The 25,782-nt window shown below is 66.6% G+C and carries 22 protein-coding genes; 9 read left to right on the forward strand and 13 right to left on the reverse strand.

Translation table 11 applies throughout. The features are described 5' to 3' along the window. Positions 1-44: 44 nt before the first annotated feature. The 4 genes from HNP46_RS14805 to HNP46_RS14820 form a co-directional block, all read right to left on the reverse strand. Positions 45-1,085, reverse strand: a complete 1,041-nt coding sequence (locus HNP46_RS14805) for an AraC family transcriptional regulator (RefSeq protein ID WP_184590161.1) — start codon at positions 1,083-1,085, stop codon at positions 45-47. Positions 1,086-1,325: 240 nt separating this feature from the next. Continuing rightward, positions 1,326-2,603: a DSD1 family PLP-dependent enzyme gene (locus HNP46_RS14810; RefSeq protein WP_184590163.1), complete on the reverse strand. Its 1,278-nt coding sequence runs from the start codon at positions 2,601-2,603 to the stop codon at positions 1,326-1,328. 16 nt (positions 2,604-2,619) lie between these two features. Further along, positions 2,620-4,014, reverse strand: coding sequence for a D-arabinono-1,4-lactone oxidase (locus HNP46_RS14815; RefSeq protein ID WP_260403176.1), 1,395 nt, complete (start codon positions 4,012-4,014; stop codon positions 2,620-2,622). Positions 4,015-4,028: 14 nt separating this feature from the next. Then, positions 4,029-4,391, reverse strand: a complete 363-nt coding sequence (locus HNP46_RS14820) for a c-type cytochrome (protein WP_184590165.1) — start codon at positions 4,389-4,391, stop codon at positions 4,029-4,031. Positions 4,392-4,650: 259 nt separating this feature from the next. Here HNP46_RS14820 and HNP46_RS14825 point away from each other — a divergent pair, with 259 nt between their 5' ends. Both HNP46_RS14825 and HNP46_RS14830 read left to right on the forward strand, forming a co-directional pair. Continuing rightward, positions 4,651-5,313 carry a hypothetical protein gene (locus tag HNP46_RS14825; RefSeq protein WP_184590167.1) on the forward strand — a complete coding sequence of 221 codons (663 nt, stop codon included), beginning with the start codon at positions 4,651-4,653 and terminating at the stop codon, positions 5,311-5,313. A gap of 363 nt (positions 5,314-5,676) precedes the next feature. Next, a complete protein-coding gene (locus HNP46_RS14830) occupies positions 5,677-6,192 on the forward strand; it encodes a BRO-N domain-containing protein (protein WP_184590169.1) in 516 nt (171 codons plus the stop codon). 43 nt (positions 6,193-6,235) lie between these two features. Here the strand turns inward: HNP46_RS14830 and HNP46_RS14835 are convergent, their stop codons facing one another. The 7 genes from HNP46_RS14835 to HNP46_RS14865 form a co-directional block, all read right to left on the reverse strand. After that, positions 6,236-7,486, reverse strand: coding sequence for an OprD family porin (locus tag HNP46_RS14835; RefSeq protein WP_184590171.1), 1,251 nt, complete (start codon positions 7,484-7,486; stop codon positions 6,236-6,238). Between the two features lie 80 nt (positions 7,487-7,566). Next, on the reverse strand, positions 7,567-8,502 hold the full coding sequence (locus HNP46_RS14840; protein ID WP_184590173.1) for an electron transfer flavoprotein subunit alpha/FixB family protein: 936 nt from the start codon (positions 8,500-8,502) through the stop codon (positions 7,567-7,569). Then, complete coding sequence (locus HNP46_RS14845; protein WP_184590175.1) at positions 8,502-9,251, reverse strand: electron transfer flavoprotein subunit beta/FixA family protein; 750 nt, start codon at positions 9,249-9,251, stop codon at positions 8,502-8,504. Before HNP46_RS14845 ends, HNP46_RS14840 begins: the two co-directional genes overlap by 1 nt. A 395-nt stretch (positions 9,252-9,646) precedes the next feature. Further along, positions 9,647-10,879: a CaiB/BaiF CoA transferase family protein gene (locus tag HNP46_RS14850; RefSeq protein ID WP_184590177.1), complete on the reverse strand. Its 1,233-nt coding sequence runs from the start codon at positions 10,877-10,879 to the stop codon at positions 9,647-9,649. A gap of 22 nt (positions 10,880-10,901) precedes the next feature. Then, positions 10,902-12,104 (reverse strand): 3-oxoadipyl-CoA thiolase, encoded by a 1,203-nt coding sequence (locus HNP46_RS14855; RefSeq protein ID WP_184590179.1) that lies wholly within the window; start codon positions 12,102-12,104, stop codon positions 10,902-10,904. Between the two features lie 32 nt (positions 12,105-12,136). After that, positions 12,137-13,687, reverse strand: a complete 1,551-nt coding sequence (locus HNP46_RS14860) for a 3-hydroxyacyl-CoA dehydrogenase (protein ID WP_184590181.1) — start codon at positions 13,685-13,687, stop codon at positions 12,137-12,139. Continuing rightward, positions 13,684-14,460, reverse strand: a complete 777-nt coding sequence (locus HNP46_RS14865; protein WP_184590183.1) for an enoyl-CoA hydratase — start codon at positions 14,458-14,460, stop codon at positions 13,684-13,686. Before HNP46_RS14865 ends, HNP46_RS14860 begins: the two co-directional genes overlap by 4 nt. A gap of 244 nt (positions 14,461-14,704) precedes the next feature. Here HNP46_RS14865 and HNP46_RS14870 point away from each other — a divergent pair, with 244 nt between their 5' ends. From HNP46_RS14870 to HNP46_RS14885, 4 genes are all read left to right on the forward strand, one after another. Next, the gene (locus tag HNP46_RS14870) at positions 14,705-15,571 is read left to right on the forward strand and encodes an IclR family transcriptional regulator (RefSeq protein WP_184590185.1); all 867 of its coding nucleotides are present in this window, start codon (positions 14,705-14,707) and stop codon (positions 15,569-15,571) included. A 58-nt stretch (positions 15,572-15,629) separates the two neighbouring features. Next, positions 15,630-16,784: an acyl-CoA dehydrogenase family protein gene (locus HNP46_RS14875; RefSeq protein WP_184590187.1), complete on the forward strand. Its 1,155-nt coding sequence runs from the start codon at positions 15,630-15,632 to the stop codon at positions 16,782-16,784. A 129-nt stretch (positions 16,785-16,913) separates the two neighbouring features. Next, positions 16,914-18,191, forward strand: coding sequence for an MFS transporter (locus tag HNP46_RS14880; RefSeq protein ID WP_184590190.1), 1,278 nt, complete (start codon positions 16,914-16,916; stop codon positions 18,189-18,191). Positions 18,192-18,335: 144 nt separating this feature from the next. Next, positions 18,336-19,094 carry a class I SAM-dependent methyltransferase gene (locus HNP46_RS14885; protein WP_184590192.1) on the forward strand — a complete coding sequence of 253 codons (759 nt, stop codon included), beginning with the start codon at positions 18,336-18,338 and terminating at the stop codon, positions 19,092-19,094. 9 nt (positions 19,095-19,103) lie between these two features. Here the strand turns inward: HNP46_RS14885 and HNP46_RS14890 are convergent, their stop codons facing one another. Both HNP46_RS14890 and HNP46_RS14895 read right to left on the reverse strand, forming a co-directional pair. Continuing rightward, positions 19,104-20,210: a M14 family metallopeptidase gene (locus HNP46_RS14890; RefSeq protein ID WP_184590194.1), complete on the reverse strand. Its 1,107-nt coding sequence runs from the start codon at positions 20,208-20,210 to the stop codon at positions 19,104-19,106. 197 nt (positions 20,211-20,407) lie between these two features. Continuing rightward, a complete protein-coding gene (locus HNP46_RS14895; protein WP_184590196.1) occupies positions 20,408-21,292 on the reverse strand; it encodes a LysR substrate-binding domain-containing protein in 885 nt (294 codons plus the stop codon). A 162-nt stretch (positions 21,293-21,454) separates the two neighbouring features. Between HNP46_RS14895 and HNP46_RS14900 the strand changes: the two genes are divergently transcribed. The 3 genes from HNP46_RS14900 (at position 21,455) to HNP46_RS14910 (ending at position 25,765) form a co-directional block, all read left to right on the forward strand. Further along, on the forward strand, positions 21,455-21,988 hold the full coding sequence (locus HNP46_RS14900; protein ID WP_184590198.1) for a sigma-70 family RNA polymerase sigma factor: 534 nt from the start codon (positions 21,455-21,457) through the stop codon (positions 21,986-21,988). After that, positions 21,985-22,953 carry a FecR domain-containing protein gene (locus tag HNP46_RS14905; RefSeq protein ID WP_311771812.1) on the forward strand — a complete coding sequence of 323 codons (969 nt, stop codon included), beginning with the start codon at positions 21,985-21,987 and terminating at the stop codon, positions 22,951-22,953. Before HNP46_RS14900 ends, HNP46_RS14905 begins: the two co-directional genes overlap by 4 nt. Positions 22,954-23,239: 286 nt before the next feature. After that, entirely contained in the window at positions 23,240-25,765 is a 2,526-nt protein-coding gene (locus HNP46_RS14910; protein ID WP_184590200.1) for a TonB-dependent siderophore receptor, read from the forward strand. The last annotated feature ends 17 nt before the right edge of the window (positions 25,766-25,782 follow it).

The raw sequence follows: 25,782 nt of genomic DNA on the forward strand, positions 1-25,782 counted from the left end.
CAACACCCTTGTGCCGTGTCAATGAAAGCCCGCAGGAGCCTGGCTCAATGCGCCGATGCAGCTTCTTCGCGGCAGGCCGACGGGCTCTGCCCGGTCCAGCGCTTGAAGGCCCGGCGGAAGCCGCGCACATCACTGTAGCCGAGGGCTTCGGCGATGCGCTCGATGGGCATTTCCGGGTTGCCCAGCAGGCTCATGGCACGGGCGCGGCGCACCTGCTCGTGCAGCGCGTCGAAGGTGATGCCGTGCTCGCCCAGGCGGCGGCGCAGAGTGCGGCTGCTCATGTTGAGGTCACTGGCGACCTTGTCGATCGGGCTGCCCTGGGCCAGGTCGCGGGCAATGGCGCGCTCCACCGTTTCCAGCAGGTCGTTCTTCTGCGGCCCCTGGGCGGATTCGCTTTCCAGCAGGTTGAGAGCCTGGCGCAGCGCGACGGGATGGTGGCTGGGCAACTGCACGTCGAGCCAATGGCTGGCGATGGCCATGCGGTTGTGCAGGCAGCCAAAGCGCAGGTGCGGCCCGAGCAGGCGACGGTACTCCGCCTCGTAGGCGGGCGCGGCATGGGTGAACTCGAAGCGCAGGGGCTGGAACTGCTCACCGATCAGGGCGCGGTTGTAGACCAGCAGGCTGGCGAAGAACTCCTCCACGGCGAACACCTGGATGTCGACATAGGGCAGCCGGCATTCGACCTCGATGAAACTCTCCTCCGGCCCCTCCACCAGGTTGCACAGCGCGATGCCACCGGTGGTGTGCTGGAAGCGCCGGCCGACTTCGAAGGCATCGCGCAGGGTCTTGCACAGCGACAGCACATGACCGAGCAGACCGAGGGTGCCGAGCACGTTGCGATGCCCGACCCAGAGGCCCAGGCCACATTCGGGCAGCATCGCGAGGGCGCGCTGGATCATCGCCACCGTCTGCCGGTAACTGATGCGCTGCGCCGGGTCCTGCAGCTCCTCGGCGGTAAAGCCGAGCCCACGGCACAGGCGTTCGCCACTCACGCCCTGATCGCTGACGACTTCGGCGAGCGTCTGCAGCATGAAGGGCGAAACCAGGGCCAGGTCCAATTGCGCATCGATACTGGGGCTGGGCATAGGGACTGCTCTCGAGCGAGGGCGCCGCGATTCTTGTTATGGGGGGCGGCGCGCGATGGCCGCATCATAACGCGTTCGCAGGCGCGCCAAGAGCAGGAGTAACAGAATATTACAGTCATCCCTGGCGATGCCTGGCTGCCGGGCCCCAGGGCAGAGGGGAAGCCGAGTGCCCGCCTGGTCAGCGGAAGGCGCACAGAAAAAAGCCCAGGCCTCTGGCCTGGGCTTGATTCAATTCGCCGCTCAGCTGTACACCGGCCACTGATCGACGATGCGCCCTCCCCGCACCGCCAACAGGTCGCCGAACTGCAGCAGGATCGATTCGGACTGGGTCGGGCGCAGGAACATCTGGTCGTCAACCTTCAGGCCCACGGCGCTGGAGCCATTGACCATTTCCTGGTTGGAGCTGCGGCCATACAGGTCGTTGAACTGCAGGCCCCTGGGCGATTCGGGTTCGGCCAGCCAGTTGCCGCCGTAGACGAAGAAGGTCTCGCGCTGGTTCGGGTCCCACCAGGAGAACAGCGCGGACTTGTCGTCCAGCGCCGGAATCCGTACCGCACCGGTGCTCTTGATCACCGGCGTGGCGATGAAGGCGGCTGGCTGGTGGTCCACCAGGGATGGCAGGTCATAGTGGGTCGGCTTGACCAGCGCCGAACCCACCGACACCTCGGTGCTGGTGCGTTCGTGCTCGTGCATGCGGTAGCTCGGGCTGCCGGCGGTATTGAGCGTCAGGCTCGGCTTCCACAGCGTTGCGTGCTGGGTGCGGGCGTAGTCGACGAAGCCGTCGTAGAGCTTCATCACCTTGGCAAACAGCTCCTCCGAAGAGGCGAGCACCTCCGGCACGCCCATGCCGACGAAGGGGTCGTAACCCATGAAGCCGGCGAACTCCAGGTGCTGCGGGTTGGCGCCGATGATCGTGAGCATTTTGCCCAGGGTCTCGTGGTCGGCCACGCCGCCGCGGTGCAGGCCGACGTCGAGCTCGATGTTGATGCGCATCCGCGTGTTGCGCGCCTGCGCCAGCGCCAGGTACTGCTGCAGCCGCTCGGGAGTATCGAGCAGCCATTGCAGCTGGGCGGTGGGGTCGAACGGCCCGCGCAGGTTCTCGTAGAACTGCTGGGCCGAGCCCACCGGCAGCGGCTTGCCCAGCAGCAGGTCGGCATCGGGGAAGCGCTCGGCGTCGTGGTTGAGGAACGGCTGGTGGAACGACATCATCCGCCGGGTGCCGGCGCGTTTGGCGATGTAGTCGAGCAGTTGCGGCGATGGCAGGGACTTCTCCACCACCCGCAGGTGCTTGCCGGTGCGGGCCACCGACTGCATCACCACGTCGACGTTGTGGTCCAGGCGGTCGAGGTCGATCAGCATCACCGGGCGCATCGGCCCGTGCTCGCGCAGCTCGCGGTTGAGCCGGGCGAAGTAGTCGTCGTAGGGAGCGCCATGGTCGGTGGGGCGCAGCCAGGCGCCAGCACCGGCGAGCAGCACCCCTGCCCCGGCTGCACCAACGATGAAATTGCGTCGTTTCATGGATTGTCCTTCCTGGTCAGGCCACGCCGAGAATCGATGACAGGTGGGCGTTGATGAACTTGCCCTGCGGGTCCAGCTCGCGGCGCACCTCGGTGAACTCCTTCCAGCGCGGATACAGCGGTTGCAGCGTGCGCGCGTTGAGCGTGTGCAGCTTGCCCCAGTGCGGCCGGCCGGCGTACTTCCAGAAGATCGGCTCGACGGCGGCGAAGAAGTTGTGGTGGTCCATGCTGTAGTGCTGGTGCACGGAGATGGAACAGCTGTCGCGGCCCTCGAACATGCTCAGCGGGATGTCGTCGGCCTTCACGTAGCGGTATTCGATGGGGAACCAGGTGCGCAGGTCCTTGTCGTTGATCAGCTTGAGGATCTCGCGCAAGCAGGCCGGGCCATGCTCGGCCGGGACCGAATATTCCATCTCGTTGAAGCGCACGTTGCGCACGTTGGCGTAGATGTCATAGGAGTCGCCGACCCGGTCGTCGAAGCTGGCAACGTGGCGCAGGCTGTTGAGCAGGAAGCGCCGCGCAGCGGGGAAATCGCTGCCGTACTTGTCCAGGCCCTCGATGATGCTGACGAACTGGTTGCCGCCCTCCTCAGCCGGGTCCAGCGGCGGCGTGGCCGGGTCGGTGGTTTCGTTGAGGGCGATGGACAGCGCGTAGTCGGAATGGGTCATGACCTGCATTTCCCAGTGCTGGTTCTCGCGGGTGTTCTTCTCCACGTCCTCCAGCAGTTCTTCGGTGCTGGCCACCCACTGCCGTTCGCGCAGGCGGTAGGCCTCGCGGTTCTGCAGGCGCACGCGGGTAGCGACGCCGAAGGCACCGAGGGACACCCGCGCGGCATTGAAGACTTCGGGATGGCGCTGAGCGTCGCAGTCCAGCACCTCGCCGCTGGCGGTCACCAGTTGCAGGCCGGTGACGCGGGAAGAATACGAACCGAAGCCGACGCCGGTGCCATGGGTCGAGGTGGAGATCGCCCCGGCCAGGGTCTGGTAATCGATGTCGGCCATGTTCGGCAGCGCCTGGCCGACCTCCTTCAGCGCCGCGCCCATCAGCGACATCGGCGTGCCGGCGGCGAACTCCGCCTGCAGGGTCGCCGCATCATGGCCGAGCAGCCCGCTGAAATAGGCCAGCGACACCAGCGTGCCGTCGGTGGGCACCAGGGCGCTGAAGGAGTGCGCCGAACCCACCGGGCGCACCTTGCCCTGGGCCTGGCGGATCACCTGCACCAGTTCGTCGAGGCTCTGCGGCGCCAGGCGCGCCTCGGGCAGGCAACTCTGCCCGCCGGACCAGTTGCGCCAGGGGATCAGGCGTTTTGGGCGCGCCAGTTCCGCCGCCAGAGGGCTGCTGCCCAGCGTGGCGAGTGCGCCGACGACAGCGGCGTGCTGCAGCAGTTGGCGGCGCGTGAGATGTATAGCCATCGAGATGCCCCTGCTTATTGGACCGACTGGCCGGACATGAAGGAAATCAGCGCGAGGAACTGCTCCTCCGAGCACTGCATGCACATGCCCATCGGCGGCATGCCCTTGAAGCCATTGATGCTGTGGTCCAGCAGGCTGTCGGCGCCCTGGGCCACGCGCGGCTGCCAGGCCTTGGCATCGCCGGTCTGCGGCGCGCCGGAAGCCGGGTTGGCGTGGCAGAGCTTGCAACTGCTGTCGTAGACCTTGGCCAGGGCCGGATCGGCAGGCGCCAGCGCGGCGGCGCTGGCGGCTGGCGCGGGCTTCTCATCACAGCCGCCGAGCAGCGCGGCCAGCGCCAGCAGGACGGCCGGCAGGATGGTTGTCGCAGGTTTGCGCATGGAGCTCCCCTCTTCTACCGCGCCGGGCGGGCGGCGCGGATTCTTGTTGTCTGGGTAGAGGGAAAGGCTAAGCCGTGCGGCGGCCGCGCCCCAGGGCATTGGCGGACAACAAGGGGGCTTGGCGGGACAGCGTGGCCGCCGCACAGGCAGCGAGCTGATCGGGTCTGGCGGCCTATTGCTCACCGGGCTGAAGCGCGTTTGCAACCCTGCGCTACCCTGAGTGATCAGGCAGAAGAGCAGCCTGACGGCCGGAGGCGCCATGAGCGAAGAAGACGCAACACAGAAACCCCTGTGGAACTCGCTGGAGATCACCAAGATCGTGGTCGGGGCACTCACGCCCCTGGCCATCTTCGTCTTCACCTTGATCACCCATCAAGGGCAAGCCGCGCTTGAAAAGGCCAATGCAGATCAGGTGCGCAGGGAGACCCAGGAGCGTGAACGGGTGGCCCAGGTGACCCGGCAGCGGGTGGTGCTCTGGACACAGATTTCCCCGCCGATGAACGACCTCTATTGCTACTTCCTGTACGTCGGCCACTGGAAGGAAATCAGCCCGGAACAGGTCCTCTTAACCAAACGCCAGCTGGACAAGCTGATCTACTCCAACAGCCCGTTCTTCTCCCAGGATTTCCTCGACCGCTACCACCAGTTCATGGGCGCGGCCTTCAAGACCGGCAACGGCTGGGGCGAGGACGCCAAGTTGCGCTCGCCGCCCATCCGCGAACTGGACAAGGGCAAGGGCAAGGAGCGGATGTTCGCACCAATGGACGATGGCACGGCCGACAATACCGAGGCCATCCATTCCGCCTATTACGCCTGGCTGGCGGCCGCTGCCAGGGAAATGGACCTGGAGGCGACGAAACCGGAAAAGCCTCCCACGCCCAGCGCCGAAGAAACCCGCGAGCATCTGCAAGGCGCCCTCTGATCGCATGGCGAGAAGCTAGGGCGAGCGGAACAAACGAAGCTTCCCACTTCACTCTGCGCAGCCGGCCTACGCAGCGTCCTCCTATCCTCGCCCGGCCAGGTAAATACCGTGGCCGGGTTTGACAGCCCGTAAATCAGGCGCGATGCGCCAAAACCGGTGCATGTGAAAGTGGCGTGATCGCTTTCGCAAGCCCCCGTGCGACTGCAGCAAAAGCCTGCAACGCTACAATGGCGGACCGCGCGGGGAGACCCACAAGGTCTGCCGGTTTCCTGATTCCGGTCTGTCAACCCCGCGCGGCCTGCCACCCTTCGATGACAGCGGCGAGTGGCATCTCTCTTTATGGAGTAATCAGGAGCTTTGCCCATGCATGACCATCTCTACGCCCCCACGACATTCCAGCGCCATAACCACTATCTGCGCGGCATCCTGATCGACGACCAGCCGTGGTTCGTCGCCAGTGATCTGGCGCGGCTGCTGGCCATGGATTATCCGCAGACGCTCGCGCGGCGGATGGAGCCTTATGAAGCACAGGAAGTTCGACTGCTGACCACCAGCGGCGCTGAGCTCTGCACGGAGGTCATCAACGAAGCCGCGCTGTACAAGGCGCTGATCCGCTTCGGTCATCCGGAGAGCCGCACGCTCGGGCGCTGGCTGTCGGAGCAGGTCATTCCCCTGCTGCGCGACATGGGCAAGGAAGGATCGGAACAGCCGCGACGGCTACTGATGAGCTGGGAGTCGCAGCGGGTAGCAGTGCTGGACTGGCAGGGGGAGCTCTGGGTGCCCTTCCAGCAGATACCGACCTTCAGCCCGTTCAAGGGGCGTCGCAGCTGGCTGGGGCGGCTCAAGGGCAGTGCGCCGAGCCATGAGGCTGGCGTCTGATACCCAGCACCTCCCCGGCAGGCCGGGGAGGTTTCTGTAGCCCTTACCAGATCGGCAAGGTGTAGCTGACGATGAAGCGGGTTTCGTCCATGTCGTTGCCGAAGCTGCTGCGGAAGGTGCTGTTGCGCAGCTTGAAGCCGACGTTCTTCAGCGGGCCGCTCTGCACCAGGTAGCCGACGTCGGTGTCGCGCTCCCATTCCTTGCCGTTGCCCTGGCCGTTCAGCAGGTCGATGTTGTCGCCGCGCAGGTAGCGGGTCATCAGGCTCAGGCCGGGCAGCCCGTAGGAGGCGAAGTTGAAGTCGTAGCGCAGTTGCCAGGAGCGTTCGTCCTTGTTGGCGAAGTCGCCGATCTGCACGTAGTTGACCAGGTACGGGTCAGTACCGGACAGGTAGGCGAAGCCGGTATCGCCGGACATGCGCTGCAGGCCGAGGCCGAACGCCTGGTTGCCCAGCTTGTAGGTGAACATGGCATTGAGCGCGCGGTTGTCGACGTTGCTGCCGCCGTCGTCGGTGGAGCGCGCCCAGCGGATGTCGGACTTCAGCGACTGGCCCTCGGCGATCGGCAGCGTGTGCACCAGGCTCACATAGTGCTGGCGGTAGAGGTCTTCGAGGTTGGCGTAGTGGTAGCTGGTGCTCAGCTGGCTGTTCCAGCGGTAGGTGCCGCCGGCGATGTTGAAGCGGTCGCTGGTGAGGTGGCTGCCGGCAACGATGTTGCGCTTGTTGCCACGGGTCATCGACAGGTCTTCGTTGTTCGACGAGTCGCGCTGCTTCACCTCGCGCAACTGGCCGAGCTGCAGGTCGAGGTCATCGAGCTCCTTGGATTCCACCAGCGCGCCTTGGAAGGTCTGCGGCAGCAGGCGGGTGTCGTTGTACTGCACCACCGGCAGCTTGGGCAGCAGGGTGCCGACTTTCAGCGTGCTTTTCGACGCGCGCAGCTTGGCGGTCAGGCCGAGTTCGCTGTAGTCGTCGGCGGCGCGCTTGTCGCTGGCCGAGTACGGCAGCAGGCCGGAACCGGAGCGGTCCGGGCTGGAATCGAGCTTCAGGCCCAGCAGACCGAGGGCATCCACGCCCACGCCGATCGTGCCCTCGGTGTAGCCCGACTCGTAGCGCAGCAGGAAGCCCTGCGCCCACTCTTCGGATTTCGACTGGGCGGCGCCGCTCTGGCGGTAGTCGCGGTTGAAGTAGAAGTTGCGCGTTTCGATGCTGGCCTTGCTGTCGGCGAGGAAATCGGCCTGGGCGAACGGGGGCAGCAGCGCCAGTCCGGAGACCAGCACAGGGAGTCGACGAGTATTCATTGTTGTTGTTTCTTTCTACTTGAGGTGTTGGCAGAACGCCGGGCCGATTACGGCTGGCCCGGCCAGGGGATTGAGCGGGATCAGAGGGTCTTTTCCAGCTCCGGTACGGCTTCGAACAGGTCGGCGACCAGGCCGTAGTCGGCAACCTGGAAGATCGGCGCCTCTTCGTCCTTGTTGATCGCAACGATCACTTTCGAGTCCTTCATGCCCGCCAGGTGCTGGATGGCGCCGGAGATACCGACGGCCACGTACAGCTGCGGAGCAACGATCTTGCCGGTCTGGCCGACCTGCATGTCGTTCGGCACGAAGCCGGCATCCACCGCTGCGCGGGAAGCGCCGACGGCAGCGCCCAGCTTGTCGGCCAGGGAGTAAAGGATGCTGAAGTTGTCGCCATTGCCCATGCCACGGCCGCCGGAAACGACGATCCTGGCAGCGGTCAGTTCCGGACGATCGGACTTGGCCAGTTCTTCGCCAACGAAGGCGGACTTGCCGGCATCGGCCGGGCCGGAAACGGCTTCAACAGCAGCCGAACCACCTTCGGCAGCCACGGCGTCGAAGCCGGTGCCACGCACGGTGATGACCTTGATGGCAGCCGAGGACTGCACGGTAGCGATGGCGTTACCGGCATAGATCGGGCGCTTGAAGGTGTCGGCGCTGACGACTTCGGTGATCTCGGAAATCTGGTCGACGTCCAGCAGGGCGGCAACGCGCGGCAGGAAGTTCTTGCCGTTGGTGGTGGCGGCGGCCAATACGTGGCTGGACCCACTGTCTTTCACGACAGCGGCGATCAGCGGAGCCACGTTTTCCGGCAGTTGGTGAGCGTAGGCGGCGTTGTCGGCGACCAGCACCTTGGAGACACCGGCGATCCTCGCAGCGGCTTCAGCCACGCCAGCAACGTTCTGGCCAGCGACCAGCACGCTGATTTCACCGCCGATCTTCTGCGCGGCAGCGACCGTGTTCAGCGTCGCGGCACCCAGGGCGCCATTGGAATGTTCTGCAACAACCAGCACAGTCATCAGATCACCTTCGCTTCGTTCTTCAGTTTCTCGACCAGTTCGCCTACCGATTTCACCTTGATGCCGGCGCTGCGCGCGGCGGGTGCTTCCACCTTAAGGGTCTTCAGCGTGGAAGCGGTGGAGACGCCCAGTACATCGGGTGGGAGGAATTCCAGCGGCTTCTTCTTCGCCTTCATGATGTTGGGCAGCGAGGCGTAGCGCGGCTCGTTCAGGCGCAGGTCGGTGGTGACGATCGCCGGCAGGTTCAGGGCAACGGTCTGCAGGCCGCCGTCGATTTCACGGGTGACCTTGACCTTGTCGCCAGCCACTTCCACCTTGGAGGCGAAGGTGCCCTGGGCGTAGCCGGTCAGCGCCGCCAGCATCTGGCCGGTCTGGTTGTTGTCGCTGTCGATGGCCTGCTTGCCGAGGATGACCAGCTGCGGCTGCTCTTTGTCGACAATGGCTTTCAGCGCCTTGGCCACGGCGAGCGAGTTCAGCTCGTCATTGCTCTCGACCAGCACCGCGCGGTCGGCGCCGAGGGCCAGGGCGGTACGCAGTTGTTCCTGCGCACCGCTGGGGCCGACCGAGACCACCACGATCTCGCTGGCGACGCCCTTCTCTTTCAGGCGTACGGCCTCTTCCACGGCGATTTCGCAGAAGGGGTTCATGGACATCTTGACGTTGGCCAGATCGACGCCGGAGTGGTCCGCCTTGACGCGGACCTTGACGTTGTAATCGACCACGCGCTTGACGGCTACGAGGACTTTCATGGGTGACTCCTGAAAAAATCCGGGCCTTGCGGCCCGGGCAAGGGGAACTCGTTACGGACTTGGCCGCAGGGCGCATAACCGTTTGCGGTTATCCGCCGTCATTGGCTGCGGCGGCGGATAACGCTGGCGCGTTATGCGCCCTACGTTCGTGGCAACGTCATGCAATGGCGCTGCGGTTGAGTCTGGGTTCGCGAGCAAGCTCGCTCCTACGAAGAGCACGCCCAAGCGGGCCGGCTGCCTGTAGGAGCGAGGGGGACGCCTAGTCCTTGCTCGCGAACGGACTCATGCCAGTCCATAGGGCGCATAACCGCTTGCGGTTATCCGCCGTCATTCGGGGCAACGGCGGATAACGCTGGCGCGTTATGCGCCCTACGCTTTGGCGATCATTGAGATACTCAGGCCTTCTGCTCGATCACGCCGTCGGCCTTGAGCTGCGTCAGGCGCGCGTCGTCCAGCCCCAGGCGGCGCTTGAGCACCTCGTCGGTGTGCTCGCCGAGCATCGGCGCCGGGCGCTGGTATTCGATAGGCGTCTCGGACAGCTTCAGCGGGCTGCCGACCATGCGGAACGCCGGGTTCTGCGCGTGGGGAATGTCCACCAGCATGTCGCGGGCAACCACCTGCGGCTCGTCCAGTGCGCGGCCGATGTCGTTGATCACGCCCACCGGCACCTTCATCGCGTGGATGCGCTTCACCCAGTTGTCGGCGGTGTCGCCCTGGAAGTGCTCGGCCAGCTTGCCGACGATGATCTCGCGGTTGCGTACACGGTCGGCGTTGCGGGTGAAGCGCGGATCCTTGGGCAACTCCGGCAGGCCGATGGCATCGCACAGCGAGACGAACTGGCTGTCGTTGCCGCAGGCGATGATGAAGTCCATGTCCTTTGCGCTGAACACCTGATACGGCACGATGTTGACGTGGGCATTGCCCTGGCGCCCCGGCGAACGGCCGGTGGCGAGGTAGTTCTGGCTCTGGTTGCCGAGCATGGCGACCTGCACGTCCAGCAGCGCCATGTCGCAGTGCTGGCCGCGGCCGGTCTTCTCCCGCGCCAGCAGCGCGGCCTGGATGGCGACCACCGAGTACAGGCCGGTCATCACGTCGGACACCGCGACACCTACCTTCTGCGGGCCGGCGCCGGGCACGCCGTCCTTCTCACCGGTGATGCTCATCAGCCCGCCCATGCCCTGGATGATGAAGTCGTAGCCGGGCTCCTCGGCGCGCGGGCCGGTCTGGCCGAAGCCGGTGATGGAGCAGTAGACCAGGCGCGGATTGACCTTCGACAGGCTGTCGTAATCCAGCCCGTACTTGGCCAGCGAGCCGGCCTTGTAGTTCTCGATCAGCACGTCGCACTCGCCGGCCAGCGCACGCACCAGCGCCTGGCCTTCGGGCGTCGCCAGGTTCAGCGCCACCGACAGCTTGTTGCGGTTGGTGGACTGGTAGTAGGCCGCCTCGGAACTGTCCGTGCCATCGGCTGCCTTCATGTAGGGCGGGCCCCAGCCACGGGTGTCGTCACCCACGCCGGGTCGTTCGATCTTGATCACTTCCGCGCCCAGGTCGGCCAGCACCTGGCCGCACCAGGGGCCGGCCAGCACGCGGCTGAGGTCGAGTACGCGGTATCCGCTCAAAGCACCCATCTGCAACTCCTCACTGGCGCGCTCAGGCGCGCTCGATAACCATGGCGAGCCCTTGGCCCACGCCGATGCACAGGCTGATCACCGCATAGCGTTGACCCGTGCGCTGCAGTTGTCGCGCCACGCTCAGCGCCAGCCGCGCGCCGGAAGCGCCCAGCGGGTGGCCGACGGCGATGGCGCCGCCATTGGGGTTGACCCGCGCATCGTCGAAGTCCACGCCCAGGCCGTGCAGGCAGCCGAGCACCTGGGAGGCGAAGGCCTCGTTGATCTCGATGATGTCCATGTCGGCGAGGGTCAGTTCGGCGCGCTGGAGCGCCTTGTTGATCGCCTCCACCGGGCCGACGCCCATGATTCGCGGCTCCACGCCGACCGCCGCCGCCGAGAGAATCCGTGCCAGCGGCTGGAGGCCATGGCGCTCGCCCGCTGCTGCAGAGCCGATCAGCAGCGCCGCTGCGCCGTCATTGACGCCGGAAGCGTTGCCGGCGGTGACCACGCCACCTTCGGACAGCGGCTTCAGGCGGGCCAGCGCGGCTTCATCGGAAGACGGGCGCGGATGTTCGTCCTGCTCCACCACGTTCGGCGGCGTCTTGCGCCCGGTGGGCACGCTGACCGGGAGGATTTCCCCGGCGAAGAAACCGGCCTGGCGGGCGGCTTCAAAGTTGGCCTGGGAACGGGCGGCGAAGCGGTCGGCCTGTTCGCGGCTGATGCCGAACTCGCGGGCCACGTTGTCACCGGTCTCCGGCATCGTGTCGTTGCCGAACCCGGCAATGATCTTCGGGTTGGGGAAGCGCGCGCCGATGGTGCTGTCGAACACTGTCAGGTCGCGGCTGTAGGCGGCTTCGGCCTTGGCCATGACGAAGGGTGCGCGGGACATGCTCTCCACGCCGCCGGCGACGAACAGTTCGCCTTCGCCGCAGGTCACGGCACGCGCCGCGTCGATGACGGCAGCCAGGCCGCTGGCGCACAGGCGATTGACCGTCTGGCCCGGTACCGTCACCGGCAGGCCGGCGAGCAGTGCGGCATGGCGGGCGATGTTGCGGCTGTCTTCACCGGCCTGGTTGGTATTGCCGAGGATCACATCCTCGATGGCTTCGCCCGGCACCTGGGCGCGCGCCAGCAGTTCGCGGATCACCTGGGCGATCAGGTCGTCCGGGCGCACCGGCGCGAGGGCGCCGCCATGGCGACCGAAGGGGGTGCGCAGGCCGGCGTAGATATAGGCATTGAGCATGGGAATCTCCGTGAATCGTTGGACGCCGGGCTTCAGCCCAGCGCGGGCTCGGCGTTGCGCAGCGACAGACCCAGCGCAGCGCGGCGGCGCAGCCAGGGGCCGGGGCGGTAGCGCGCATCGCCGGTCAGGTCGGTCATGCGTTCGAGAATGCTCAGCAGGCGCGCCGGGCCGACGCTGTCGCCCCAGGCCAGCGGGCCTTGCGGGTAGCCCAGGCCACGGCGGACGCCTTCGTCGAGGTCATCGACGCTGGCGATGCGCTGCTGGACGATGTCACCGGCCAGGTTGACGATCAGCGCCAGCACGCGCTGGGCGACGAAGCCGACGCTGTCGTTGATGACGGTGACGCCCACGCCATCGGCGGCCAGCAGCGCATGGGCGGCATCGCGCATGGCCGGGGCGGTCGCTGGGTTCTGCATCAGGCAGCGGTGGCGTTGCAGGTCCAGCAACAGGTCGATGCAGACCGTGCGCGCCGGCTCGGTGCCGAAGTTCTGGCAGGCCGTGGTGGCGTCGACGCCATAGGGAGCCAGCAGGCACAGCGCTTCGCTGCTCGGTTGGGCGCCCTGCTCCAGCTTTGCGCCCAGTTTCTTCAGCAGTTCACCGAGCGATTCGCGGTCCTGCTCGTTCTCCGCGCCGATCCACACCGGTGGCAATGCAGCCACGCTCGGCACCGGCTGCGGCGCGGGCGGGTCGATCATCTTGCCGTCGGCGTAGCGATAGAAGCCGCGACCGACCTTGCGGCCGACGAAACCGGCTTCGAGCATCTGCCGGGTCAGCGCTGCCGGGCGGTAGCGCGGCTCCTGGTAGAACTGGTTGTAGATGGACTCGATCACCGGGTGGGAAACGTCCAGCGCGGTCAGATCGAACAGCTCCAGCGGGCCCATGCGGAAACCCAGGCCTTCGCGCAGGATGCGGTCGATGTCGGCCGGCTCGGCGATGGCTTCCTTGAGCATCTGCAGGGCTTCGGTGCTGTAGGCGCGGCCGGCGTGGTTGATGATGAAGCCGGGGGTGTCCTTGGCGCGGATGCCGCGATGGCCCATGCGCGCGGCCAGCGCCACCAGGCGGTCGCCGACCTGCGGGTCGCTGGCCAGGCCATCGATCACTTCGACCACCTTCATCAGCGGCACCGGGTTGAAGAAGTGGAAGCCCGCCACCCGCTCGGGATGCTGGCAGCCACGGGCGATGCTGGTGACCGACAGCGACGAGGTGTTGGTGGCGAGGATGCACTCGGCGCTGACCACCGCTTCCAGCTCGGCCAGCAGCGCCTGCTTGGCGTCGAGCCGCTCGATGATCGCCTCGACCACCAGGTCGGAATCCGCCAGTTCGCCCAGGGAGCCGGCAACCAGCAGGCGCGCCAGGGTGGCGTCCGCGTCGGCGGCGCTGATCTTGCCCTTCTCCGCCAGTTTGGCGAGGGTCCGCCCGAGGTTGTCGCGGGCAGCTTGCGCGGCGCCATCGCGGGCGTCGAAGAGTTTCACCTGGATGCCGGCCTGGGCGGCGATCTGGGCGATGCCGCTGCCCATGACGCCGGTGCCGACGATGGCCATGCGTTCAATGCTCTCGATACCGAAAGAAAGGGTCATATTCATTCCCCCAGGAAACTGGCTTGGCGTTTTTCCAGGAAGGCGGCGGCGCCCTCCTTCTGGTCCTGCGAATCGAACAGCAGCTGGAAGGCCTTGCGCTCCAGGGCCAGGGCGCTTTCCAGCGGCAGGTCGGCGCCGGCCAGCATCACTTCCTTGATCTGCGCCACGGCCAGCGGCGGCAGCGCGGCGATCTCGGCAGCCAGCTCCAGCGCGCGAGGCAGCGTGCGGGCGTCTTCCACCACTTCACTGAGCATGCCGATAGCCAGCGCTTCCGGCGCCTTGATCAGGCAGCCGGTCAGGGCGATGCGCATCGCCTGGAACTTGCCCACGGCGCGGATCAGCCGCTGGGTGCCGCCGGCGCCGGGCATCAGGCCGAGCTTCACTTCCGGCTGGCCGAAGCGCGCCGACTCGCCGGCGACGATGATGTCGCAGTGCATCGCCAGCTCGCAGCCGCCGCCCAGGGCGAAGCCATTCACGGCGGCGATCACCGGCTTCGGGCAGCGCGAGATGGCTTCCCACAGCAGCTCGGTGTGGCGGCGGTACATCTCGATGGGGCTGGCCTGGGCAAATTCGCGGATGTCCGCCCCGGCGACGAAGCACTCCTCGCCCCCGGTCAGCACCACTGCGCGCACCTCGCGGTTGTCGCTCAGGGCACGGAAGTGCTCGGCCAGTTGCTGGCGCACGGCAGCGTTCAGCGCATTCTTGGCTTCGGGACGATCGATGCGGACGACCGCCACGCCATCGGCCTGGATATCGAGATGTACCACGCGGGTATTCATGGGAGCTTCTGACCTCATACTTGTTTCGTCTGACGAAACTACATTCCGTATTTCGATTTCATCATAGTGACACCCACTCCAGCCTGTAAACGGTGATGATCAACTCACCCTGCAGAAGCCATTGAAATCGCGGCTTCCAGTATTTTTACCGGCACGCCTGTACTAACCGGTTCAGATTCACTACAATTTCGTCTGACGAAACTGAATTTTATTTTATTGATTTTCCGTGAATAGGGGTTCTACCATGCGCCGCAACAAGACGGAGATGGACTCGGCTGCGCCGACGAAAAACGAAGGTGAGATCGGCCTGCTGGAACGGGGACTGTATGACCCCGCCACGGCGCTGAGCGAAGAGGAAAACAGCGGCCAGTTCGTGACGGCCCTGGCTCGCGGCCTGGAGATCCTGCGTTGCTTCACGCCACGGGAAAACGTGCTGAGCAACCAGGACCTGGCGCGCAAGACCGACCTGCCCAAGCCGACCGTGACACGCCTGACCAACACCCTGATGCGCCTGGGTTGCCTCAAGCGCGAGGTGCACTCGGGCAAGTACCAGCTGGACGTTGGTGTGCTGGGTTTCGGCTACGCGATGCTGTCGAACCTGTCGATCCGCGCAGTGGCCCATCCGCTGATGGAGGAGCTGGCCAACCACGCCCAGGCGGCGGTGGCCATGGCCGCTCGCGACCGCCTGCAGATGGTCTACGTGGACGTCGTGCAGGGCCAGGGAAACATGACGATGCGCCGGCAGATCGGCAGTTACCTGCCGCTGGCGGCGAGCTCGGTGGGCCGCGCGTGTCTCGCGGCGATGCCGGAGAACGAGCGGGAATTCCTGCTTGACCACATTCGCGAACGCGAACCAGAGAACTGGCCGGCCATCCGCAAGGGTCTGGACCGTGCCTTCAGAGACTTCACCGATTACGGCTACTGCCTGTCGATCGGCGAATGGCACCGCGACGTCAACTCCGTCGCCGTGCCCTTGGTACATCCGCAGTACGGCCTGCTGGCCTTCAACTGCGGCGGCCCGAGCTTCCAGCTGACCCGCGAGAAGCTCGAGGACGACATCGGGCCCCGCCTGATCAACATGGTCAACAACATAGGTGCCGCCGCTCGCTGAATCTCGGGTGCCGGTGCCTCGCTAGATCGGCCCGCTCGCGGGCCCTTGAGGAGTGCACATGATCCGAGACCCAGAAACGCTGCAGATACTTCTGGATTCCATCCACCAGTTCGTCGGCGAAGTGCTGATCCCGCGGGAAAACGAGGTCGCCGAGACCGATGCGATCCCGCAGGACATCGTCGAGCAGATGCGCGAGATGGGCCTGTTCGGCCTGACCATCCCCGAAGAGTTCGGCGGCCTGGGCGTGACCATGGAAGAAGAGGTGAACATCACCTTCGAACTCGGCCGCACCTCCCCTGCCTTCCGCTCCTACATCGGCACCAACAACGGCATCGGCTCCATCGGCATCCTGATCGACGGCACGCCGGAACAGAAAGCCCACTACCTGCCGAAACTCGCCAGCGGCGAACTGCTCAGCGCCTTCTGCCTGACCGAGCCGGACTCGGGCTCCGACGCTGCCTCGCTGAAGACCACCGCGGTGCGCGATGGCGACTTCTACGTGCTCAACGGCACCAAGCGCTTCATCACCAACGCCCCGCATGCCGGCATCTACACCGTGATGGCGCGCACCAACCCGACGATCAAGGGTTCCGGCGGCATCAGCGCCTTCATCGTCGAGCGCGGCACCCCGGGCATCTCCCTGGGCAAGCCGGACCACAAGATGGGCCAGAAAGGCGCGCACACCAGCGACGTGATCTTCGACAACGTGCGCATCCCCGCCAGCCAGCTGATCGGCGGCGTCGAGGGCGTGGGTTTCAAGACCGCCATGAAGGTGCTCGACAAGGGCCGCCTGCACATCGCCGCGCTGAGCGTCGGCGCCGCCGAGCGCATGCTCGACGATGCGCTCCAGTACGCCCTGGAGCGCAAGCAGTTCGGCCAGCCGATCGCCGAGTTCCAGCTGATCCAGGCGATGCTCGCCGACAGCAAGGCCGAGATCTACGCCGCCCGCTGCATGGTGCTGGACGCCGCGCGCAAGCGCGATGAAGGCCGCAACGTCAGCACCGAAGCGTCCTGCGCGAAGATGTTCGCCACCGAGATGTGCGGCCGCGTCGCCGATCGCTGCGTGCAGATCCACGGCGGCGCCGGCTACGTCAGCGAGTACGCCATCGAGCGCTTCTACCGCGACGTGCGCCTGTTCCGACTCTACGAGGGCACCACCCAGATCCAGCAGGTGATCATCGCCCGCAACATGATCCGCGAAGCCCAGTCCTGACCCTCATCCCCATCGAGGGGTATGGCAGGCGCGTGACCACGCATCACGCGCCTGCCAGCAGGATTCGCACGCGAGCTTACCGAGGGTCGGCCTACCGATCCGCCAACAACTACAACAGGTAATTCGTTCATGGAAAACACTGCTAACGCATCGGCGGCCACCGTCGCCACCCAGGACAAGACCTGGGTCCTGGTCTTCGCCTTCTGCTTCATCGGCCTGCTGATCGATGGCGCGGATTTGATGCTGCTCTCCTACAGCCTCACCAGCCTCAAGGCCGAGTTCGGCCTGAGCAACCTGCAGGCCGGCAGCCTGGGCAGCGTCACCCTGGCCGGCATGGCCTTCGGTGGCATCTACGGCGGCTGGGCCTGTGACCGCTTCGGTCGGGTCAAGACCGTGGTCTGGACCATCGTGCTGTTCTCGGTCGGCACTGCGGTGCTGGGCCTCACCCACAACTACTGGCAGTTCGCGGCCGCGCGCTTCGTTGCCTCGCTGGGCCTGGGCGCACTGTACGTGGCCTGCAACACGCTGATGGCCGAATACGTGCCGACCAAGTACCGCACCACGGTGCTCGGCACCCTGCAGGCCGGCTGGTCGGTGGGCTACATCGTCGCCACCCTGCTGGCTGGCTGGATCCTGCCGGACCACGGCTGGCGCTACCTGTTCTACATCGCCATCATCCCGGTGGTGCTGGCCATCGCCATGCGCAAGCTGATCCCCGAGCCCGCCGCCTGGGTCCAGGCCCAGGCCGAGCGCCAGCAGCGCAAGTCCGCCGGGCCGTCGAGCCAGCCGGTTGCGCCGCGGCAGAATGCCTTCAAGCAGATCTTCGCCGACCCGAAGGCCAGCCGCATGTTCCTGTTCTGGGCGCTGACTGCCGGCTTCCTGCAGTTCGGCTACTACGGCGTGAACAACTGGATGCCGTCTTACCTGGAAACCGAGATGGGCATGAACTTCAAGGCCATGACCGCCTACCTGGTGGGCACCTACGCCGCGATGATCCTCGGCAAGGTGCTGGCTGGCGTTGCCGCCGACTGGTTCGGCCGGCGCACCGTGTTCTCCTTCGGCGCCCTGGGCACCGCGGTGTTCCTGCCGGTGATCGTGCTGTTCCACAGCCCGGAGAACATCCTCTGGATGCTGGTGGTGTTCGGCTTCCTCTACGGCATTCCCTATGGCGTGAACGCCACCTACATGACCGAGAGCTTCGCCGCCGCCTTCCGTGGTACCGCAGTCGGTGGCGCGTACAACATCGGCCGCATCGGCGCCGCCATCGCCCCGGCGGTGATCGGCTTCCTCGCCACGCAGATGTCCATCGGCGTCGGCTTCCTGGTGATGGGCGCGGCGTACTTCATCTGCGGCGTGATCCCCGCCCTGCTGATCCGCGACAAGCAGTTCGACCCGCAGACCGAGTGACACCCGGGGCGGCCCGCCACGCGGGCCGCCTTTCCCGGCGAGGCGCGCTCTACCCCTCTGCTTCGACAAGCCAGCCCGTCTGGCGATGGCCCGCGCAGAGGGTTGGCGTTAAGGTAGAGCGCCTCGCCACGGGAGATCACTAGCATGACCACCTCCTCCACACCGCCGCGCAACTGGTTCGACCAGGGCGGCCAGGCCTACGCCCGCTTTCGTCCCGAATACCCGCCGCAACTCGCCGCCTTTCTCGCCACGCTGACACCCGAGCGGCTGCTGGCGGTGGACGTCGGCTGCGGCAACGGCCAACTGACCCGGCAACTGGGCGAGCACTTCGACGCTGTGCTGGGCCTGGACCCCAGCGCCGAGCAGATCGCCCACAGCGTGCCGCAGCAGCACGTCAGCTACCGCTGCGCACCGGCGGAGGAGCTGCCGCTGGCCGACCACAGCGCCAGCCTGATCACTGCCGCCCAGGCCGCCCACTGGTTCGACCTGCCGCGCTTCTACGCCGAGGTGCGGCGGGTGGCACGGCCACAAGCGATCCTCGCGCTGATCAGCTATGGCGTGCTGCGCCTGGACAGTGAACTCGGCACGCGCTTCGAGCAGTTCTACTGGAACGAGATCGGCCCCTACTGGCCCGCCGAACGCAAGCTGGTGGACAGCGGCTACGCCACCCTCGACTTCCCCTTCAGCGAACTGCAAGGCCCAGACATCGCCATCGAGCTGGAGTGGAACCTCGACGAATTCCTCGGCTACGTCTCCACCTGGTCGGCACTGCGCAAGGCCCGCGAAGCCGGCCGCGAAGACCTGCTGCACCGCTTCGCCGCCGATTTCGCCGCGCTCTGGGGCGAGCCGACGCAGCGCCGGCGGGTGAGCTGGCCGATCAACATGCGTCTCGGCCGGCTGTAGAGCGTCAGGTTAAGGCTGGGCCAGTGCAGCGGGAATCTCGCTGCACAACCCCTCGACCGCCTTCCACGCCGCATCGCGCGAGCGCGCCAGTACCGCTTCTTTCCATTTGTCCGTGTCGACATAGAAGGCATCGCGCAATTGCTGGCGGATGCGCCGGGCCTTCTGCGCCGGTGCACCGGGATTGTTGTGCAGCCACTGATCGGCGCGCAGCGCCTGGAGCACCTGCAGCCCTGGCAGCGTGCCGAATTCCAGGCTCATGGAAACCAGCAGGGCCTGCGGGCATTCGTCGAAGGCGGCGTGGACCAGCTTGCCGCTGAGCTTTACCGAGACGCTGTTGCCCTCCTCGGTGGAGCGCACTTCCTCGCCCCACCATTGGCGTGCGCGCGCTAGAGCTTCTGGGCGCGGGTCGCCGGAATAGATGTACTCGCCGTAGCCCTGCGGCCCCAGGCCGGTGTGCACGTCGATCCAGGCGATCTCCCGGCATTGCCGGGCATGGCGGCGCAGAATTTCGCGCACCGTGCGGTTGCTCCACGTCGGCTGCGTGCCGGAGAAGAACAGCCCGGCGGGATGGCTGGCCTGGCCGGACGAGATGGCCTGCTGCAACGCCCAGCGACCATGGCGCAGCGCATACAGGCGCAGGCGCGCGCCGCCCAGCAGGTCGGGCCAGCGGCGCGGCGCCAGCACGCCGTCCAGCTGCGCGTAGCCGGGGTTCTCTGGCGCGGCGGCGGAGAAGTCGCGGAAGTTGCGGTTGAGGTCGACGTTGTCCTCGGTCCAGCGCCGCAGCCAGGAGAAGCCGTAGGGGTTCACCGCATGCAGGTAGAGCACCGCGCAGTGGTTGGCGCGCGCGTGGTCGCGCCAGGCTGGGTCCGCCAGCAGCGCAGTCTGTACCGCTGAGCCGCAGAAGCCTTCGACGCCATGGCAGGCGCTGCTGATGATCAGCAGCCGCCTGGCATCCGCGGCACCGTCGAGGGCCACGTCCAGCGCCAGTGGCTCGCCTTCGCGGCCAGCCAGGGGATGGGCGTGGGTTTCCACGGTCAGCCCGGCGGCGGCGCAGGCATCGAGGAACTTGCCGCGCGCCTGGGAGTAGCTCTGGGAGAAGTATCGGGATGCGCTCATGCAGACTCCGGGTGCGCGCCTCCACGCAGCGGGCCTGGGCCGGCAGCCGGGGGACGGAAAATTCAGGAATGGGCGAACGCTGGCCGGCGCGGTTCAGTCAGCGGCGTTCGACGGCGCGCAGGATGCATCAGCACGGCGACGCGGAGTAATGCTCTCTGCACATGAGCATGGCGACTGGTTATGCCAGCAGCGCGGCGCTAATCGCTGAAGGCGCGCTGCAGCTCCTCGGCCAGCAATGTCGCTTCGCGGGTCATCAGCTCGGCCGGCCGCGACACCATCGAGAGGCTGGCAATCGGTGTCGGCTCGACGATCCGCACCGGCACCAGGGCCTGAGCAACCATGGGTTGGGCGAGCATGCGCTCGGACCAGAAGCTCACCGCGTCGGTGCTGGTGGCCAGCTCCAGATATAGCAGCGCCGAGGAACACTCGGTGATGCGCGCCGGCGGCGCCACCTGCTGCTCGCGGAACAGGTGCCCGGCCAGGGCCACTTCCAGCGGGTCGGACAGCAGCCATTCCTGGTCGAGCAGTTCGTGCAGCGAGCGCGCCCCGCTCAACGGGTGCCCCTTGCGCACGGCCAGGACCGAGGGCTGCGGCGCCAGCTCGCGCCAGAGCTGCCAGGAAGCGTTCTCCGGCTGCGGCTGGGTGGTCAGCACCAGGTCCAGCCGGCCCTCGCGCAGGCCTTCGAACAGCTGCACCGAGCGCAACTCGTGGATTTGCAGCTGAACGTTCGGGTACCGCTGACGATAGCGGCGCAGGCCATCGGAGAACGCGCGGTTGGGCGTCACCGGGGACACTCCGATGGCCACCCGCCCGGCGATCTCGCCCTTGAGCGTGTCGATCTCCTCGCGCGCACGGCGCACTTCCTCGGTGACCATGCAGGCCATGCTGACCAGTCGCTCGCCGTACTCGGTGACCGTCACGCCACGGTTCGAGCGCACCAGCAGCGGCACGCCGAGTTCTTCCTCGAGCTCCTTCACCGCCTTGGACAGCGACGGCTGGGTGATCTCCAGCAGCCGCGACGCCTCCTGGATGCTGCCGCTCTCGGCGATGGTGCGCAGGGCGCGCAGTTGGTGCAATTTCATGGCGAACGACCGGCTATCTCCCTCGAATGCGCGCCACCTTAACCGCTATCGAAGCCCCGTGAAAGGCGCCCTCCCACGCTTGCCTGTTGCCCTCGCGACGGGCTATCGGTTACTTTGATAATTATTCGCATTTGCGAAATACCCTCTCTGCCCTGGCCGCCCATGACCCGACCCATCGCCTGCGCCTACCGCGCCCAAGTGGCAAACCTCTACGTCGAGAACCACAGCTGGATCCAGCAGTGGATCGCCCGCCGCCTGGGCAACGCCAGCGACGCTGCGGAGCTGGCGCAGGACGTCTTCGTGCGCCTGCTGGTGCAGCCGCGCGAGTTCGAGAGCGACGTGCATGCGCGCGCCTACCTGAGCCGTATCTCGCTGCACCTGTGCGTCGACTTCTGGCGCCGCAAGCAGCTGGAGAAAGCCTGGCTGGAGGCGCTGGCGCTGGTGCCGGAAAGCCATTGGCCGTCCCAGGAGCACCAGGCGATCATCCTGGAAACCCTCGGCCAGCTGCAGGACCTGCTGGAGCGCCTGCCGCCCAAGGTCGCCGCGGCCTTCAGCCTGTCGCAGCTGCACGGCCTGGGCTACCGGGAAATCGCCGAGGAGCTGGGCGTTTCAGTACGCACGGTGACCAAGTACATCGCCCAGGCCATGCTCCAGTGCGCCCTGCTCGAAGCGGAACTGGACGGAGTGCTGCAGTGAGCGCCCGCCTCGATCACGCCACGCTGGAGTGCGCCGCCGACTGGTTCGCGCGCCTGCAGGAAGCCCCCGACGACGCCGAACTGCGCGCGCAGTGGCGCCGCTGGCTGGACCAGGGCGAGGCGCAGCGCCTGGCCTGGAGCTACATCGAGCGGATCAGCCAGCGCTTTGCCGGCATCCAGCAGCAAGGCCCCGCCGCGCACCGCACCCTGGCCACCCTGCGCGGCAACAAGCAGACGCGCCGCCGGCTGCTCAGCCAGTTCAGCGTGCTGGCCGGCGCCGGGCTGTTCGGCTGGCTGGCCTGGCGCGCCAGGCCCATCGACAGCCTGCAGGCCTGGCGCGCGCAGTACCGCACGGCGGTGGGCGAACGCCGCCGCGAACAATTCAGCGACGGCACGCAGGTCTGGCTCAACAGCGACAGCGCGCTGGATATCCGCTTCGACGACAGCCGCCGCGAGCTGGTGCTGTACGCCGGCGAAGTGCTGATCGAGACCGGCCACGGTGACAGCCGGCCGTTCCAGGTGCGCACCCGCGCCGGCCTGCTGCAACCGCTGGGCACCCGTTTCAGCGTGCGCGAACTTGGCCCGCGCACCCAGCTCAACGTCTACCAGGGCGCGGTACGCACCGTCCTGCAGGACAGCGGCGCCAGCCTCACGCTGCAGGCCGGCCAGGGCGTCACCTTCGATGCCCGCGCGGCCGGCGCCATCACCCGCGCCGAAGCCCGCCGCGAAGCCTGGAGCCGCGGCCTGCTGCTGGCCGAGGACATGCCCCTGGCGCAGTTCATCGAGGAGTTGGGCGGCTACCGCCGCGGGCACCTGGGCGTTGATCCGGCGGTGGCCGGGCTGCGCGTGATGGGCAGCTTCCCGCTGGGCGACACCGACCAGGCCCTGGCGCAGCTGGAGGAAGCCCTGCCGGTGCGGGTGCAGCGGCGATTCGACTGGTGGGTGACGGTGGTTCCGCGCGGCTGAGGCGCTTTCGTCGGGCGCATAACCCGGAACGGGTTATCCGCCGCCAAGTTCGCGGCGGATAACGCTGGCGCGTTATGCGCCCTACGTCGGTTCGCGAGCAAGCTCGCTCCTACAGAAAGCGCGCGCCGAGGAGCAAAGGGGATGCCCAGTTCCTGCTCGTGAACCGCGCAACGGCCATCCGGCTCTTGCGGCACGCTGAAAAAAGTTTTCGAGAATGGTTCCGATTTTCCGTTCTGCTTCGGATTACTAGGAAACACCCCTAATAACCGGACGCCAAGGAACCGGAATGTCACGCCAAGACCAGCACTTCCCGAGCAAGAAGCATCCCCTGATCCTCGCCATGGCCCTGAGCCTGGCCACCGTCGCCCCACTCGCGGTATCCCCTGCGGCAAACGCTGAGCAGGCTCAGCGACAGACATTCGACATCCCCGCCGGCCCCCTCGCCCGCCAGCTCAACGAACTGGCCGCGCAGACCGGCCTGCTGCTGGCCGCCGACGCCGGGCTGACCCGCGACCGCCAGAGCCAGGCCGTACGCGGCAGCTACAGCGCCGAGGAAGCGCTGGACCTGATGCTGATGGGCAGCGGCCTGGCAGCCCAGCGTAACGGCAACCGCTACCAGCTGGTGTTGATCCCGCAGGAAGACGCCGCGCTGGAAATGAGCGAGACCACCATCATGGGCCAGGGCATGGGCCAGGCCACCGAGAACAGCGGCAGCTACACGCCGGGCCTGACCAGCGTCGGTTCGAAGACCCCGACCTCGCTGAAGGAAACCCCGCAGTCGGTCTCGGTGATCACCCGCCAGCTGATGGACGACCGCCAGATCACCGACATCAACGAGGCCATGCGCGCCACGCCGGGGATCACCGTGCAGAGCGGCACCTTCCGCCTGCAGGACTACTACTCGCGCGGCTTCGCCATCCAGAACATCCAGCTCGACGGCGCCGCGCCCATGTCCCTGGGCACCACCGCCGGCTCGTTCTACTCCTCCAACGTCTACGACATGGCCGAGTTCGACCACGTCGAAGTGCTGCGCGGCAGCTCGGCGCTGTTCGGCGGCACCGGCGATCCCGGCGGCATCATCAACCTGGTGCGCAAGCGCCCGCTGGATACCTACCAGCTGAAGTTCAGCGCCTCCGCCGGCACCTGGGACAACTATCGCAGCGAACTCGACGTGACCGGCCCGCTGGGCTTCGACGGCAAGCTGCGCGGGCGCGCGGTGGTGGCCTACCAGGACCGCCAGTACTTCACCGACAACCGCGCCACCGACAAGCCGATCTTCTACGGCGTGCTGGAAGCCGATGTCACCGACAACACCCTGCTCACCGCCGGGATGCGCTTCAACCAGGTCCATGAGACCGGCACCGCCAACGCCGTGCCGCGCTACAGCAACGGCGTCGACCTCGGCCTGCCGCGGCATACCGGGCTGTCCACCACCTGGGCCTACGCCGATGGTTTCTCCCGCGAATACTTCGCCAAGCTCGACCAGCGCCTGAACGACGACTGGAAGCTCAACCTCAGCTACACCAACATCTACGACACCATCGAGACCAACAACGCCACCACCCTGGGCTCGGTGAACCCGGTGACCGGCAGCGGCGTCACCCGCTACGGCACCTGGATCACCCAGCGCAGCGAGCAGGACCTGTGGGACGCCAACGTCTCGGGCAACTTCAGCCTGTTCGGCCTGAACCACCAGCTCACCGTCGGCGGCGACTACCAGGACATCGACAGCCGCTGGCAGGGCACCCCGCGCTTCGCCAGCGCCGGTGGCGCGGTGGACGTGTTCGACCCCAACTCCACGCCCTGGACCGACCCCGGCCCGCGCCCGGACGTCACCCGCGACTACAGCCCCAACAGCCAGACCCAGTACGGCCTCTACTCCAGCCTGCGCCTGCAGCTGGCCGAGCCGCTGCACCTGATCCTCGGTGCGCGGGTGCAGCGCTACAAGTTCGACCAGACCTACCAGACCCTGGCCAACGGCGTGTGGGGCGTGCAGTCGCGCGTCGACATGCGCGAACCGACCAGGACCACTCCGTTCGGCGGCATCGTCTACGACCTCACCGATGAGTGGGCCGCCTACGCCAGCTACGCGGAAATCTTCAAGCCGCAGCAGAACTACATGGCCGGCCCGCTGGGCAGCGGCAGCACCCTCGACCCGATGACCGGCAAGACCTACGAGACCGGCCTGAAAGGCGAGTTGTTCGACGGCAAGGTCAACACCAGCGTGGCGCTCTACTACACCAAGCGCGAAGACCAGGCCGTGCTCGACCCGCAGTACGACGCCACCTCGGTGCTGTTCGGCGGCAACTGCTGCTACGTCAACGGCGGCGAAGTCGTCAGCAAGGGCGTGGACCTGGAAATCTCCGGCGAGCTGCTGCCGGACTGGATGGTCATGGCCAGCTACACCCTGAACCTCAACAAAAATCGCACCGTCGGCGGCGAGCTGAGCACCATCACGCCCAAGCACATGGCCAAGCTGTTCAGCACCTACCGCCTGCCGGGCGACTGGTCGAAGTTCCGCGTCGGTGGCGGCGTCGATATCCAGAGCGCGACCAAGGTCAGCGGCACCGCCAACGTCTACGACAGCAACGGCAACGTGACCCAGGCCGACGTTCCCTTCGACTACCAGCAAAGCGGTTACGCGGTGTGGAATGCCCTGGTCGACTACCAGGTGGACGAGCACTGGAACGTCGCGCTCAACGGCAACAACCTGTTCGACAGGAAGTACTACCAGACGGTCGGCACCTCGACCTATGGCAACGTCTATGGCGACCCCCGCAACTTCATGCTGACGGTTCGCGCCACCTACTGAAGGCGACGGTGCTGACG

Source organism: Pseudomonas nitroreducens (genome assembly GCF_014204515.1).
Classification (GTDB): domain Bacteria; phylum Pseudomonadota; class Gammaproteobacteria; order Pseudomonadales; family Pseudomonadaceae; genus Pseudomonas; species Pseudomonas nitritireducens_A.